At 68.5% G+C, this 13,051-nt stretch carries 17 protein-coding genes; 14 read left to right on the top strand and 3 right to left on the bottom strand.

Features of this window, described 5'->3' with window-relative positions; all coding sequences use genetic code 11:
* The first annotated feature begins 5 nt into the window (after positions 1 to 5).
* The 8 genes from P6F26_RS18135 (at position 6) to P6F26_RS18100 (ending at position 5,776) form a co-directional block, all read left to right on the top strand.
* Positions 6 to 821, top strand: a complete 816-nt coding sequence (locus P6F26_RS18135) for a glucose 1-dehydrogenase (protein ID WP_347403050.1) — start codon at positions 6 to 8, stop codon at positions 819 to 821.
* Positions 818 to 1,333, top strand: a complete 516-nt coding sequence (locus P6F26_RS18130) for a DUF6653 family protein (RefSeq protein ID WP_278030115.1) — start codon at positions 818 to 820, stop codon at positions 1,331 to 1,333. Before P6F26_RS18135 ends, P6F26_RS18130 begins: the two co-directional genes overlap by 4 nt.
* Entirely contained in the window at positions 1,326 to 2,087 is a 762-nt protein-coding gene (locus tag P6F26_RS18125) for an alpha/beta fold hydrolase (protein ID WP_278030114.1), read from the top strand. The genes P6F26_RS18130 and P6F26_RS18125 overlap by 8 nt, the downstream gene beginning before the upstream one ends.
* 4 nt (positions 2,088 to 2,091) lie before the next feature.
* Positions 2,092 to 2,979 carry an alpha/beta fold hydrolase gene (locus P6F26_RS18120; protein ID WP_278030113.1) on the top strand — a complete coding sequence of 296 codons (888 nt, stop codon included), beginning with the start codon at positions 2,092 to 2,094 and terminating at the stop codon, positions 2,977 to 2,979.
* Positions 2,976 to 3,389, top strand: coding sequence for a hypothetical protein (locus P6F26_RS18115; protein ID WP_278030112.1), 414 nt, complete (start codon positions 2,976 to 2,978; stop codon positions 3,387 to 3,389). The genes P6F26_RS18120 and P6F26_RS18115 overlap by 4 nt, the downstream gene beginning before the upstream one ends.
* A gap of 43 nt (positions 3,390 to 3,432) precedes the next feature.
* Positions 3,433 to 3,924 (top strand): GNAT family N-acetyltransferase, encoded by a 492-nt coding sequence (locus P6F26_RS18110; protein ID WP_278030111.1) that lies wholly within the window; start codon positions 3,433 to 3,435, stop codon positions 3,922 to 3,924.
* Positions 3,925 to 4,151: 227 nt separating this feature from the next.
* Positions 4,152 to 4,706 carry a TetR/AcrR family transcriptional regulator gene (locus tag P6F26_RS18105; protein WP_278030110.1) on the top strand — a complete coding sequence of 185 codons (555 nt, stop codon included), beginning with the start codon at positions 4,152 to 4,154 and terminating at the stop codon, positions 4,704 to 4,706.
* Positions 4,707 to 4,762: 56 nt separating this feature from the next.
* Positions 4,763 to 5,776, top strand: a complete 1,014-nt coding sequence (locus tag P6F26_RS18100; protein WP_278030109.1) for an alpha/beta fold hydrolase — start codon at positions 4,763 to 4,765, stop codon at positions 5,774 to 5,776.
* Here P6F26_RS18100 and P6F26_RS18095 read toward each other — a convergent pair.
* Positions 5,746 to 6,678, bottom strand: a complete 933-nt coding sequence (locus tag P6F26_RS18095) for a LysR family transcriptional regulator (protein WP_278030108.1) — start codon at positions 6,676 to 6,678, stop codon at positions 5,746 to 5,748. The two genes, P6F26_RS18100 and P6F26_RS18095, sit on opposite strands and share 31 nt — an antisense overlap.
* A 94-nt stretch (positions 6,679 to 6,772) precedes the next feature.
* Between P6F26_RS18095 and P6F26_RS18090 the strand changes: the two genes are divergently transcribed.
* Positions 6,773 to 7,150, top strand: a complete 378-nt coding sequence (locus P6F26_RS18090) for a DUF4260 domain-containing protein (protein WP_278030107.1) — start codon at positions 6,773 to 6,775, stop codon at positions 7,148 to 7,150.
* A gap of 221 nt (positions 7,151 to 7,371) precedes the next feature.
* Here P6F26_RS18090 and P6F26_RS18085 read toward each other — a convergent pair whose 3' ends face one another.
* Complete coding sequence (locus tag P6F26_RS18085) at positions 7,372 to 7,641, bottom strand: hypothetical protein (protein WP_278030106.1); 270 nt, start codon at positions 7,639 to 7,641, stop codon at positions 7,372 to 7,374.
* 39 nt (positions 7,642 to 7,680) lie between these two features.
* On the opposite strand from P6F26_RS18085, the gene P6F26_RS18080 reads away from it, so the two are divergent.
* The 5 genes from P6F26_RS18080 (at position 7,681) to P6F26_RS18055 (ending at position 12,466) form a co-directional block, all read left to right on the top strand.
* Positions 7,681 to 8,055 (top strand): CPBP family glutamic-type intramembrane protease, encoded by a 375-nt coding sequence (locus P6F26_RS18080; protein ID WP_278030105.1) that lies wholly within the window; start codon positions 7,681 to 7,683, stop codon positions 8,053 to 8,055.
* A gap of 534 nt (positions 8,056 to 8,589) precedes the next feature.
* Positions 8,590 to 9,441 (top strand): CPBP family intramembrane glutamic endopeptidase, encoded by an 852-nt coding sequence (locus P6F26_RS18070; RefSeq protein WP_278030104.1) that lies wholly within the window; start codon positions 8,590 to 8,592, stop codon positions 9,439 to 9,441.
* A 4-nt stretch (positions 9,442 to 9,445) separates the two neighbouring features.
* Positions 9,446 to 10,600, top strand: coding sequence for a serine hydrolase domain-containing protein (locus P6F26_RS18065; RefSeq protein ID WP_278030103.1), 1,155 nt, complete (start codon positions 9,446 to 9,448; stop codon positions 10,598 to 10,600).
* Positions 10,600 to 11,559, top strand: coding sequence for an alpha/beta fold hydrolase (locus P6F26_RS18060; RefSeq protein WP_278030102.1), 960 nt, complete (start codon positions 10,600 to 10,602; stop codon positions 11,557 to 11,559). Before P6F26_RS18065 ends, P6F26_RS18060 begins: the two co-directional genes overlap by 1 nt.
* 19 nt (positions 11,560 to 11,578) lie before the next feature.
* Positions 11,579 to 12,466, top strand: a complete 888-nt coding sequence (locus tag P6F26_RS18055) for an alcohol dehydrogenase catalytic domain-containing protein (RefSeq protein WP_278030101.1) — start codon at positions 11,579 to 11,581, stop codon at positions 12,464 to 12,466.
* Positions 12,467 to 12,475: 9 nt separating this feature from the next.
* Here the strand turns inward: P6F26_RS18055 and P6F26_RS18050 are convergent.
* Positions 12,476 to 13,051 (bottom strand): IS6 family transposase (locus P6F26_RS18050; RefSeq protein WP_278030100.1); only part of this gene is annotated, 576 nt, incomplete at its 5' end.

The raw sequence follows: 13,051 nt of genomic DNA, 5'->3' as shown, positions 1-13,051 counted from the left end.
CAGGGATGAAAGGAAACGGAATGCGATTGCAGGGAAAGATTGCGCTCGTGACGGGCGCCGGGCGCGGGATCGGCGCCGCGATCGCTCAGGCGTTCGCAGCCGAGGGTGCGCATGTCTGGGTCAGCGACATCGACGCCGCCGCCGCGGAGGCTGTCGCCGGTGCGATCGGCCCGGCCGCGAGCGCTCTCGCGCTCGATGTGCGCGAACCGGACGATTGGCGCGATGCTGAGCGGGCCATCCTCGCCCGCGACGGACGGCTGGATGTGCTTGTGAACAATGCCGGTATCACCGGCCTCGAGGATGGCGCGGCGCAGGATGTAGCCACCGTCGCGCTAACCGACTGGCGTGCGGTGCTTGCCACCAATCTCGAAGGCGTGGTGCTCGGCTGCCAGATGGCGATCCGCGTCATGGGCGCGCGGGGCGGCGGTTCGATCGTCAACATAGCCTCGCGCTCGGGCCATGTCGGAATCCCGGCCGCAGCCGCCTATGCCGCCTCCAAGGCCGCGGTGCTGAACCACACGCGCAGCGTTGCGCTCCATTGCGCCGAGCGTGACCTCGGCATCCGCTGCAACTCGATCTCGCCCGCAGCCATCTTGACGCCGATTTGGGAGCCGATGCTGGGCGACGGCCCCGAGCGTGCGGCGCGGATGGCCGATTTCGTCGCCGACACGCCGCTGCGCCGCTTCGGCGAACCAGCGGAGGTGGCGGCGCTGGCGGTTCTGCTCGCCTCCGATGAGGCCCGCTACATGACCGGCTCCGATCTTGCGCTAGACGGCGGGCTGCTGGCGGGCACCGCCGCCCGGCCGGAGGTCGAGCAATGAGCGGTTCGACCTTGTCTCGACGGGGGCTTGCGGCGGTCTTCCCGATGATTTCGGGCGCCGATGCCGACGCCTGGGCGCGGCACACGCACCCTGTCAGCGTCTGGACGCGCATCGGCCTCGGTCTGCCGCTCCTGATCCTCGCCGGCTGGAGCCGTGTGTGGATCGGCCCGTGGTGCATCGCGGCGCTCCTCGGGGCGGTGCTGTTTCTCTGGCTCAATCCACGCATGACGCCGGTTCCCAAGTCCACCGATAACTGGGGCGCGCAGGCGGTAATCGGCGAACGCCGATGGGTTCGGACGCCGCGCGCCGACCTGCCACGCTGGCACCGCACCGTGCCGCGCGTCCTGATCCTCGGCTCGGGCCTGGGCCACGCCGCCGTGCTTTACGGCGTCGTGGTCCTCGACCCGTGGTTGACGGCGCTCGGATACGCCACCGGCATGCTCTGCAAGCTCTGGTATCTCGATCGCATGGTCTGGCTCGAGCGTGACATGGGACGGGATCGCGATGCCTGATCTGCACCTGCCTCCCGTGCTGCTGCTCCACGGCGTCTGTTCGACAGGAGAGACCATGGGCGCTCTCGCCGACGCCTTCCGCGACCGTGGTTGCCGCGTGGCTGCCCCGACGCTGGCGCCGCAACGGCGAACCGATGCAGGCGCGCTCGACGGCAGCCTTGCGAACCTGACGCTCTCCGTTCTGCTCGAAGAGGCCCGCGACCATGCCCGCGCCATGACAACGGAGTTCGGCGAGAAACCTCTCGTCGTCGGGCATTCTAACGGGGCGCTTCTTGCCCTGGCACTTGCCGGCATGGGCGCGGTTGGCGCCGTCGGTCTCGCGGCCCCTGCGCCACCGCCCTCGGTGCCCGGCGCACCCCTCTGGCTGCGCAGGCTGCTGTTCTCGCGATTGTTCGGCACGGGCTGGGAGACGCGCGCCATCCGGTTCCGTCCCGGATGGCCGTTCAGGGAAGAGATGCCTGGCATGGACCTCGCGCGAACCCTTTGCCCCGACAGCGGACCAGCCATGGCCGAGGCGCTGGCGCCCGCGCGAGGCGGACCGTTCGACCCGACGCCCCCGCTTCAATGCCCTGCCGTCGTCGTCGCCGGATCGAAGGACAAGATGGTCCCGATCGCCCTGACGCGCAGCCTCGCGCAGAGCTTCGGCGCGGCCCATCGCACGATCGACGGCGCGGGGCACTGGCTTATCGGAGAAAGGGCGCATGGTCGTGCCATCAGCACCGCCATTCTCGAAACCCTGAATGAAAAGGCGTGACGACATGATCACCGAAACCCCGATACGACCAAGAGGCCACTTGGAAATCGAAGGCGTCTTCGTCCCGTTCAGCAGCGAAGGCGAGGGGCAACCGGTTCTGCTGACGCATGGCGTACTCGGCGACTTGCGCAGCCTCGCCCCGGCGGCCGGCGAGCTTTCCGACGCGTTCGAGACGATCACCGCGTCGCTGCCCGCCCTGCCGGCCGTAGCACGGCCGAGCCGGCCCTTCGGCACGGCGGGCCAGCGCGACGACATCATAGATCTCATCTGGTCGTTGGGGCGCGGCCCCGTTCACCTGGTCGCGTGGTCGTTTTCGGCGCATTCCGCGTTGGCCGTGGCCATCGACCGCCCGGACCTCGTGCGCAGCCTCTTTCTTTACGAACCCGGCTTTCCGACCTTCATCGAGGACGACGCCATGCGCGACGCCGTGATGGCGGATATGGGCGCGGCCTTCGGGCCGGTCGCGCAGGCGGTCGAAAGCGGTGACCGAAAGGGCGCCGTTCGGCTCGCGATCGACGCTGCGGCGCGACGGGTCGGCCATCATGACGCTCAACCCGAGGCGATCCGGGCGATCTACCGCGACACTGCTCACACCCTTGAAGCGATCTTCGCGCAGACGCAGCCGATCCCGCTCGGGTCCTCGGATCTTTCGCGAATCCACTGCCCGGTGACGGTGGCGCGCGGGGACGGAACGCGCGACTGCTACGCCATCGTCTCCGATGCAGCGGCGCGCCTCGTACCGGGCGCCGCGCAAATCGTCGTGCCGGACGCCGGCCATCTGCTGCCCGAACAGGACCCGGCGCGCTTTGCCTCCCTCGTGAGAACGCATCTCATGGTCGCCGAGGGACAAAAAGACAGCGCCGAACGTACGGCAATGGAGGCCGCCCAATGACGCTCGACGGACGCCGCATCCCGCGTTGGCACGCAGGCTTCCTGATGACGCTGACGCCGATCCTGACGGTCGGCTCCTATGTCGGATTGTTCACCGGTCTGGGGCCCTATGGTGGATTGGCCGAAAACCCGATGGCCGTCGCGGGGCTCGCTCAAGCCTATCCGCTGATGGGGCTGGTCGCGGTGGCGATGTGGATGGGTGCGCGCGGCCCCGCGCCCCGGCGCTTCAGTCTGCTGGCCATCGCCGCCCACTGCATTCCGCTCTCGGCGCTGGCGATGCTCTGGGAGCCGATCATGGCAAGCCCGATTGCCCCGGCGATCCCGCTGAGCTTCCTGATCCACGGCGGCGGCATCGCGGCGGAGCTCTGTTCACTCGCCTTCGCCTCCAGAGACGGCAGCCGGCATGTGTGACCGTCGTCCACGATTCGTGATCCGGGAGGTTTCCCCGAAGGATATGGAAGCCCTCGATGCCGTGGAACGATCCGCGGCGCAGGCCTTTTCCGCCATTCCTGGCCTCGGCTGGCTCGCGCACCGCGCCAGCCCACCTCGGCATCTGTCCGACCGCGTCCCTGCTGGCGATTGTCGTCTGGCTGCAACAGGCGAGGGCTGCGGCATCGTCGGCTTCATCCTCGCGCGCAGGGTCGAAGTCCACCTTCACATCGACGAGATCTCCGTGCGGCGCGACTGGCAGCGCCGGGGCATCGGGCAAACGCTCATGCGCCATGTTCTGGACGCCGCGAACGAACAGGATGTGGTCGGGACGACCCTTACGACCTGGCGCGATGTCCCCTGGAATGCGCCGTGGTATCGCCGCTTTGGCTTCAGAGTCCTTGGCGCGGAAGAGGCACCGAAGTTCCTGAGCGACCTCTTGGCGCTCGAGTGCGCAGAAGGTCTTTCTCCGCCGGAGCGTGTGGCCATGATCCGACCGAAGCTGCCGTCTCGGTGAGCCGTTCCCAAGAACGCCGTCTCCCCTCCGGCAGCAGCGACGTTTTCTCGGACCTTGGCGTCTGAACCGCACCGCCAAATCTGGGGGGCGCCACCCAACGCCGCTCGGCTTCGCCGGTTCGTTACCGGAAAACCGGCTTCGCAGCGCTTGACAGCATCAAGGCTCATCAATATAGGACGGCTGTCCGTTTTACAGGTGAGTCGATGCCGAAAATTGCCAAAGAAGCCATGCAAGAGCGGCGCGCGCAGATCCTCTCTGCCGCGCGGCGCGTTTTCGCCGAAAAGGGGCTGTCGAAGGTCACCCTGCGCGACGTGTTCCGCGAGGCGGGGCTGAGCGCTGGGGCGGTCTACAACTACTTCCAGTCGAAGGACGACCTGATCCTCGGCGTGACGGAGGCTGGCATGGCCGAGGCGCTGTCGGCCTTTGGCGGTGCCGCTGTCGGGGCCGACCTCGATGCGATCATCGACATCTTCTTCGATGCACTGGCGAACATGGACCCGGGTCAGGCCCCGCGCGTCGACCTGATGATCGCGACCGAGGCGCTGGCCAACACCGACGTGCACCGCGCGGTGGTGAAGAACCGCGCGGCGGTCAGGGCCGCGCTTGTGCGCCTGATCGAGCGGCGGCAGGCAACGCGCGGGGATTGGACGGGTCATGCCGCCCCGGTCCTCGCCGACTTTCTCTACGCGACCTACCAGGGCCTGATCCTGTCGGTCGCACTGGGCGAAAAGCCCGACATCACCGGGATCGGCCGCGCGCTGAAGGCCATGCGCTTCGACTGATCCCTTTTTTGTTGAAAACATCGGACGGACGTCCGATCTATAAAAGGAAAAGACCCATGACGACCCTCTCCCTCGCTCCCGCCAAATCCCGGCACGCATCGCTGCGCCGGCCCCTCCGGATCGCTGCCGCCGCGCTGACGGCCGTGGCGCTGATTGCCGCCGCGCAGGAAGGAACGCGCCAGTGGACACAGGCGCAGATGTCCCGAGATGCGACCTTCGCCGGGACGGGAACGCACGATCTGCGGCTCCTCTGCACCGGCGCCGGAGAGACGACCTATGTGCTCGAGGCCGGCGCCACGGGCTTTGCCGAGACCTGGACCTGGGTGCAGGACGCACTCGACGACGACGCGCGCGTCTGCTCCTACGACCGCGCCGGCATGGGGCTGAGCGAGCCCTCGCCCGAGGGCTTCGAGCCCGGACAGACCGCGCGCGACCTGCATGCCGCCCTGACCGATGCGGGCGAGGCCGGCCCGTTCGTCGTGGTCGGCCACTCGCTGGGCGGCTTCTTCGTCCGCGATTTCGCGGCGCAGTTCCCGGGGGATACCGCTGCCGTCGTTCTGGTCGACTCGTCGCACGAGGACCAGCTGGCCGCCTTCGGCGAGGACATGGTGGCCCAGTTCCGCGCCTTCCCCGGCCTTCTGTCCGCGCTGTCGGGCGTCTCGATGACCGGGATCCTGCACCTGTGGAACCCGCTCGAAGCCGGGGCCGCGGGGCTGGAGGGCGACGCGCTCACGGCGGCCAGCGCCTTCGCCGGCGACCGCGTCCACCTCGCGACCTCGGCCGAGGAACTGCGGCACTGGGACGCCATCACCGCCCGAGCCGCGTCTCAGGATCTGCCCGCCGGACTGCCCTTGCTCGCCGTGACGGCCGGCAGCCCGGTGCCGGGCTCCGAGGACTTCTCCGATCTCGTCGAACCGCTGCACCGCGAGATCGCCGGCCGCTTCACCGCGGGCGCGCAGGTGACGATCGAGGACGCCGACCACTTCTCGATCCTGATGAACCGCGACCACGCCCTTGTCCTCGCTCAGCTCGTCACGGACTACGTCGGCCGGACTGTCGCGCCCGAGTGAGGCGGCAGCGCCCCGCTGAGCAGCACGGCCGGCAGCACCGCCGACAGGTGGTCCGCCACGAGGCGGACCATCGGCAGCCGCCGCAGGTCGTCGTGCAGGACGAGCCAGGCGTCGAGGCTCCAGGCCACGAGGTCAGACAGCACCGGCTCCAGCAGCGGGTCCCGGGCCGCGATGCCGGCCTGCATCACGCCGACGCCCAGCCCGGCCCGGACGCTCGCGATCTGGGCCGCCTCGCTGTCGGTCCGCAGGCGCAGGTCCGACCGGCCGACGGCACCGCCGAACGCCTCAAGTCCCGCCAGCGCCGCAGGGTCGCCGTCCGGTCCGATCAGGACATGGGCCTTCAGGTCCGTCAGCCTCCCGGGCCGTCCGGCCCGGTCAAGATAGACGCGATGCGCAAAGAGCCCGAGCGGCACGTCTCCCAGCCGCCGCGCGACGAGACTACCCTGCGCGGGGCGCGCCATGCGGATGGCAAGGTCGGCCTCCCGCCGCAGCAGGTCGGCGCTGTCGTTCGACAGCGCGAGTTCCACGGCAAGGCCCGGATGCGTAGCCAGCAGCGGGGCAAGCGCGGTCGGCAGAACCTCGGCGCCGACGACGTGGCTCGCGGCGATGCGAACGGTGCCGGTGCCCGCCTCCGGGGCACTCGCCGCCCGTCGGGCGAGGCTGTCGGCGGTCAGCTGCATGGCGCGCGCCTCGGGCACCAGCGCGGCGGCGGCCTCGGTCAAACCGAGTCCCTGAGGCGTGCGCAGGAAAAGGGTCTGGCCCACCGCACCCTCCAGTGTGTCGATGTGGCGGCCGACCGTCGGCTGCGTGAGGCCAAGCGCGCGGGCGGCCGCCGACAGGCTGCCGGTCTCGGCCACCGAAAGAAAGCTGCGCCATAGCGCCCAGTCGATCCGGTTGCTCATGGGTTTCTGTATAGTCAGGATACAGAGATAAACAATTCTCTTGATGTTGCGGTGCCGGTATCACAGGGCATCACTTCAGAGAAGGAACCCTGCCATGACCCCGATCGCCGAACGTCCCGTCCTCAACCTTCTCCGCCTCGAAGGCGCGGCCGCCTTCGCCGCGGGCCTTGCCGGGTATCTCATGCTGTCCGATGGCTGGTGGACACTCGCCCTGTTCGCGCTGGCGCCCGACCTCGCCATGATCGGCTACGCCTTCGGACCGAAGGTCGGCGGCCGCCTCTACAACCTCGCCCACACCTATCTCGCGCCTGCGATCCTGGCTGCTCTCGGCCTCTGGACATTGCCCGCGCTTTTGCCCATCGCCTGCGTGTGGCTCGCCCATATCGGCATAGACCGCGCTCTCGGCTACGGCCTGAAATCCGAAACCGCCTTCGGGATCACGCACCTCGGCCGGATCGGCCGCGCCGCTTAATTGTTGAAGGTGACGGCCAGACAAGCGCGCAAGAAACCAATGCGCTGATCGCCCCGTCTATTCGAGAACCACGCCACGACGCTTCCCGAGACGGGGCGGCGCGAAACCGGGCGGGCGGTATCGCTTCCTGCCGCTCATGACGATGCGTTTAGAGATGCTGCCCGTTCAGTCTGGTCCAGAACCAGGAAGGTAGACCGATGCGATTCAAGCCAACCTTTTCATCACGCGTGTTGCGCGCCGTCCTGATCGGAATGCCAGGTGTCCTTGTGCTGCCGATGACCCTTGTCGCGCCAGAGGGCGTTCCTGCCGCTCTGCTTCTCGTCAACCCTCTCGTCCTGCTGCTTCTCGCGTCTCTCGTCGGGGCATTGGCCGCACCGAAGCTCGGGCTCCGCTCGGCGATGGTTCTTGGGGACAGGCTCGACACCCGAACCATCGCCAGATTCGGGTGCGCTGGCGTTGCAGCGGGTCTGCTCGTCGCGCTCGCCGATCATCTTTCGGCGCCACTGTGGTCCACAGCCGGGGTCCCGAGCTTGCTCGAGGACAGGACTCTGCCGGATCTGCTGACCGGCGTTCTCTATGGTGGCCTGACCGAAGAGGTGATGCTGCGCTGGGGGCTCATGTCGCTGCTCGCCGTCGGGACGCTTCGCCTTATGTCCGGCGCGCGTGCCATCTGGAGTGCCGCCCTCATCGCCGCTCTGGCCTTCGCGGCGATGCACCTCCCGGCGGTCATGCTCGAGGCCGGATCGCTCACGATGCCGCTGATCGCGCGAACCATGCTCTGGAACACCGTTCTCGGGCTCCTCTTCGGTCTGGCCTTCATGCGCGGAGGGCTGGAAAGCGCGATCGGCACGCATGTCGGGTTTCACCTCGGTGTCGCCGCCCTCGCAGCCGCGCTTGGAGCCTAGACAGGCACCATCGGAGAGAAAGCTCGATCACCCAATGAGCGACGAGGCAGCGCAGACCTGCGGCTTGGACGACATGCCCGCGTCTGATCCCGCAACACGGCGTAGTCGCTCAGCATTTCCGCGATCGCCGATCCCTCGGGCAGCAAGGCCAATTGCTGAGCCGCCCGCCTCTGGAACTCTCGGTTGTACTCATCACGAGCGGACATGCCCCTAGGCCGCCGAAGTCAGAAACGCCCGTCGCGCAGCCGCTCAGCCAGATGGCCGCGAGACCGAGGGCGACGCACCGCCGCCTCGCGCATCCGTCCTTCCGCGTCATTGGGCTCTCTCCATGGCCTCGACCCGTTCGGCCAGCCGGCCGGCACGTTCGCCACGCCGACGAAGCGGGCGGGCAGGGGCACATCTCCCCCGCGGAGAGACCATGCCCCTCCCTTCTTGCCAGACGTCCTCCCGGTTGATCTCGATCAGCGAACGGGCGGGCGATTTGGGCGATGTTGGGGCCAATTCCGGAGGTAACCGTTTCGAGGGGGCTCACACATGTCTTCCATCGCGATCAGACCGCGGTCGAGCCTCCCGTCCTACGCGCTCGTGTTCTTCGCCCCGCTCACGTTCGGCATCACCTGGGGTGTGATCGGCGGCTACATCTACTTCCCGGAGCCCGCCGCCGCGGCCTTCGGCGAGATCAGCGGCAGCCACCCGCTCTACTTCCTCGCCACCTGGGCGCCCGGCATCGCGGGCATCCTCATGGTGCTGGCTTTCGGAGGGGTGCGGGGCCTGCGGGCCTTCTTCTCGCGCCTCTTATACTGGCGCTGCGCCCCGGTCTGGTGGGCCTTCATCCTGATCGGCATCCCCGTCGTCTTCATGGCCGGCTCGCTGATCAAGGGCGGGCCGCTCCTTGCGCCGGTTCCGCCGGAGGGCATGGGCGCCATGGTCGCGCTCATGGTCATGATGCTGTTTCTCGGGCCGATGGAAGAATTCGGCTGGCGCGGCGTCGCCCAGCCGCTCCTGCAGCGTCATGTCGCCCCCTTCTGGGCTGGGGCCATCATCGGGGCGGCCTGGGGCGTCTGGCACCTGCCCGCTTTCTACCTGGCGGGTGTCGTCTACGAGAACTGGTCCTTCCTGCCCTTCTTCATCGGCAACGTGACGCTTGCGATCCTGGTCACGCCGATCTTCAACAGCGCGCGCGGCAGCCTGGCCTTGCCGATGCTCTTCCACTGGCAGCTTATCATCCCGTTCTGGCCCGACGCGCAGCCCTGGGACACCCGCATCCTGGTGGTCGTGGCCGTGGTCGTGGTCTGGCTGAACCGACGGACGATGTTCAGCCGCGACGGCGCGGTGACCGAGGTCATCCCGGCCACGCGCCACACCGCGCCGCATCCGGCGGCGTAGGCCCATGCGCCGCGGCCTTCTTCTTGCCTTCGCGCTGACCCTGTGCGGCGTCGCCGCGCCCCTGGCTGCGCAGGACGGCCGGCTGGCCGCGACGCTGGACGAATTCCGCGAGCGCTACGGCTTTCCGGGCGCCACGGCGGCGATCGCCCTGCCGGACGGTACGGTGATGACGGCGGCCACCGGCCTTGCCGATGTGGAGGCCGGGCGCGCCATGACGCCTCAGACGCCGATGCTGGCCGCAAGCATCGGCAAGAGCTTCGTCGCCGCCACGGTGCTGGCTCTGGAGAGCGAGGGGCGCCTGTCGCGCGACGATCTCCTGTCCGTCCACCTCGGCGATCGTCCCTGGTTCGACGCGTTGCGCACTGCCGGCACCATGACCATCGATCACCTCCTGCACCACACCTCCGGGCTGCCGGACCACGTGCATCTGCCGGAGTTCCAGGCAGCGTGGACCCGGCTGACGACGGACGCAGGGGACTTCGACCCCGAGCGGCTCATCGCCTTTGTGGCCGGACGCGAGCCGCTGTTCGAGGCCGGTCAGGGCTGGGCCTACACCGATACGGGTTATGTCCTGCTGGGCCTCGTGATCGAGGACAGGACCGGACAGGCATGGCACGAAGCCGTCCGCAGCCGCCTGCTTGATCCGCTCGACCTTGGCGGCACGATCCCGTCGGACCGCCCCGACCTGCCGGGGCTGGCGGTGGGCTATGTGGCGCCGGGCAATCCGTTCGGCCTGCCCGCGCGCACCGCCGATGGCGAGGGGCGGCTGCTGTGGAACCCGGGCATGGAATCCGCGGGCGGCGGCCTTGCCTCGACCTCGGCCGATCTGGCGCGCTGGGGCCATCTGCTGTTCGGCGGCGCGGCGATGGACGCGCCCTATCTCGACCGCCTGCTCGATGGCGTACCAGTCGACCCGGACGCGCCCGGCATCGGCTACGGCGCGGGCGTGGCGATCTACGCCGACACGCCGCGCGGGCCGGTTTGGGGCCACGGCGGATGGATCCCCGCCTATGTCTCGAGCCTGCGCCACTATCCCGATCACGGCGTCACCGTCGCCTTCCAGATCAACACCGACATCGGCGTCATGGACGAGACGAGCGATCTCGTCCCGGCGCTCGAAGCCGTGCTGGCAGACCTTGCGATCGAGGTCGTCCGTTGATGGTGCGGCGCGCCGTCCTGACCGGGTTGGGCGGCATCGCGCTGGCGGTCGGCGCCTGGGGTACCGGTGCCTACCGCGCCACGATGGCAGCTGCGGAGACGCGCACCGCCCGGCGCAGCAGCGTCCTCGAGACGCGCGCGGGGCCGCTCGAATACGCGGTTGCGGGCAACGGTCCACCGTTGATGATGATCCACGGCACCGGCGGCGGGTTCGACCAGGGTCTGCTCTTCGCCCATGGCCTGCTGGAGGCCGGCTTCCGGATCGTGGCGCCGTCGCGCTTCGGGTACCTGCGCAGCGCCTTCCCCGACGACGCCTCGCCGGCACGTCAGGCCGACGTGCTTGTCGACCTCCTGGACCATCTCGGCCTCGAACGGATCGCGGTGGCGGGCGGCTCCGCGGGGGCGCTGACGGCGGCGGAATTTGCAAGCCGCCACCCGGATCGATGCTCGAATCTGATCCTCATCGTGCCGGCGGCGAACCTCACGGGGCGCGACCCGGTGGCATTCACCGCCGTGCAGCGCATGGCAGTGGAGCGCGTCCTGACCTCGGATGCCTGGTTCTGGGGCTTCGCGACCCTCGCCCCCGACATGGTACTGCGCACGCTGCTCGCGACGGACCCGGCCCTGCTCGACCGGGTTTCGCCGGAAGAACGGCGCCGGGCCGACCTGATCCGCGACGGCCTGATGCCGATCGGCCGCAAGGTGGACGGGTTGCGGAACGACGGCTTCTGGGCGGGAACCCCGACCCGGACGGCCTTCGAGGACATCGCCACGCCCACCCTGATCCTGTCCTGCGAGGACGACCTTTTCGGCACAGCCGAAACAGCCCGGTTGCTGGCCGAACGCATCCCCGATGCGCGCCTCGTCCTTTATCCTGAGGGCGGGCATATCTGGCTTGGCCACGACGCCGACCTGACGCGGGACATTCGTGCGTTCATCACCGGGTTCCCCAACCCCTGACCATTCTAAGAGAGGTTCCATGCCCCACACCTGCGTCACGCTGAAGGACTTCGGCGGCCCCGAAAACCTCGTGCTGGAGACGTTCGCGGACCGGCCCGAGCCCGCGGCGGGCGAGGTGCGCATCCGTGTCCTGGTGACCAGCGCCGCCTTCACCGACGTGATGATCCGCAAGGGCATGTATCCTGACGTGAAGGACAAGCCGCCCTTCACTCCGGGCTACGACATGGTGGGGATCGTCGATGCCACAGGCCCCGGTGCCGCGCGGTTCACTCCGGGCGACAGGGTGGCGGACCTGACCACCATCGGCGCCTATGCCGAATACATCTGCCTGCCCGAGGACAGGCTGACGCCGGTGCCAGAGGGCGTGTCGGATGTCGATGCGCTCGGCATGATCCTGTCGGCGGTCACACCCTACCAGATGCTCACCCGCGTGGCGAAGATGCAGGCGGGCCAGAGCCTGCTCATCCACGGCGCGGGCGGCGCGGTCGGCACCGCCATGCTGCAACTGGCGCGCGATGCGGGGATCGCGGCCTTCGGCACCGACATCGCGGCCAAGCACGACCTGATCCGCAGCCTTGGCGCGACGCCGCTGGACGCCAACGCGCCCGAAGCGGCCCTGCTTGAGGCGACGGGCGGGGTCGATGCCGTCTTTGACCCGCTGGGCGGCGACAGTCTCGCGCGTTCGCTTCATGCGCTGAAGCCCGGCGGCATGCTGGTGGCGTTCGGTTTCCAGAACGAGGTGCTGGGCCGCGGCGGCTCGATCCCGATGGATTTCGTGAAGCTGAAGCTCTGGGACTGGCTGCCGAACGGCCACGCGACCGCGTTCTATTCCATCGGTGCCATGCGGCGAAAGCACCCCGACTGGTGCTGGCAGACTAATTCGAACCAGTCTCAGCTAGGACAGTGACGATGTCCCTTATGCCGCGCAGAGACCGCGCCACTCGGCGAGAGCGGCGGCGCGGTTGGCCTTGAAGTGGGGTCTGCTGGAGAGGCTCCGATCCAGATTGAAGTGGTTGGTGACGGAGGCATGGACGGACGCGAACTTCTGAAGACTTCGCATGCGCCGGAACCGGAGCATCGCCCGCTCCCGTCGTCGGAGTGGCAGGTGCGAGTTCTCGGCCCGGTTGTTCAGCCAGCGTCCCGTTTCCTGGCGATTACCTGCACCGACCTCCTTCAGCGCGGCGCCGTAGGAGCGCAGATTATCCGTCACGATGCAGTCAGGCTTCCCATGCCGGCGCATGGCTTTCCTGAGGAATTTCAGGGCAGCCTTGCGGTCCCGCGTCTTCGTGACGAAGCTTTCCAGCACCTCGCCTTCGTGGTCGACGGCGCGCCAAAGGTAGTGCCGCTCACCGTTGATCTTCACGAACATCTCGTCGAGGTGCCATCGCCAACGGCTGGATCGCATGCCCTCGATCCGGCGTTTGCGGATCTCGGCAGCGAACGTCGGCCCGAACCGATGCCACCAGAACCGCACCGTCTCGTGGCTGATCTC

The organism is Roseicyclus salinarum (assembly GCF_029624655.1).
In the GTDB taxonomy this organism is placed as follows: domain Bacteria; phylum Pseudomonadota; class Alphaproteobacteria; order Rhodobacterales; family Rhodobacteraceae; genus Roseibacterium; species Roseibacterium salinarum.
The sequence above is the reverse complement of the archived record's forward strand: the minus strand, read 5'-3'. Positions and strand labels throughout refer to the sequence as shown.

Bases quoted from the DNA above. Each gene is read 5' to 3' on its own strand.
- P6F26_RS18135 (WP_347403050.1), top strand. From the start codon at position 6: ATGAAAGGAAACGGAATGCGATTGCAGGGAAAGATTGCGCTCGTGACG.
- P6F26_RS18130 (WP_278030115.1), top strand. From the start codon at position 818: ATGAGCGGTTCGACCTTGTCTCGACGGGGGCTTGCGGCGGTCTTCCCG.
- P6F26_RS18125 (WP_278030114.1), top strand. From the start codon at position 1,326: ATGCCTGATCTGCACCTGCCTCCCGTGCTGCTGCTCCACGGCGTCTGT.
- P6F26_RS18120 (WP_278030113.1), top strand. From the start codon at position 2,092: ATGATCACCGAAACCCCGATACGACCAAGAGGCCACTTGGAAATCGAA.
- P6F26_RS18115 (WP_278030112.1), top strand. From the start codon at position 2,976: ATGACGCTCGACGGACGCCGCATCCCGCGTTGGCACGCAGGCTTCCTG.
- P6F26_RS18110 (WP_278030111.1), top strand. From the start codon at position 3,433: ATGGAAGCCCTCGATGCCGTGGAACGATCCGCGGCGCAGGCCTTTTCC.
- P6F26_RS18105 (WP_278030110.1), top strand. From the start codon at position 4,152: ATGCAAGAGCGGCGCGCGCAGATCCTCTCTGCCGCGCGGCGCGTTTTC.
- P6F26_RS18100 (WP_278030109.1), top strand. From the start codon at position 4,763: ATGACGACCCTCTCCCTCGCTCCCGCCAAATCCCGGCACGCATCGCTG.
- P6F26_RS18095 (WP_278030108.1), bottom strand. From the start codon at position 6,678: ATGAGCAACCGGATCGACTGGGCGCTATGGCGCAGCTTTCTTTCGGTG.
- P6F26_RS18090 (WP_278030107.1), top strand. From the start codon at position 6,773: ATGACCCCGATCGCCGAACGTCCCGTCCTCAACCTTCTCCGCCTCGAA.
- P6F26_RS18085 (WP_278030106.1), bottom strand. From the start codon at position 7,641: ATGATCGGCGAGCGCGACGAGCAGACCCGCTGCAACGCCAGCGCACCC.
- P6F26_RS18070 (WP_278030104.1), top strand. From the start codon at position 8,590: ATGTCTTCCATCGCGATCAGACCGCGGTCGAGCCTCCCGTCCTACGCG.
- P6F26_RS18065 (WP_278030103.1), top strand. From the start codon at position 9,446: ATGCGCCGCGGCCTTCTTCTTGCCTTCGCGCTGACCCTGTGCGGCGTC.
- P6F26_RS18060 (WP_278030102.1), top strand. From the start codon at position 10,600: ATGGTGCGGCGCGCCGTCCTGACCGGGTTGGGCGGCATCGCGCTGGCG.
- P6F26_RS18055 (WP_278030101.1), top strand. From the start codon at position 11,579: ATGCCCCACACCTGCGTCACGCTGAAGGACTTCGGCGGCCCCGAAAAC.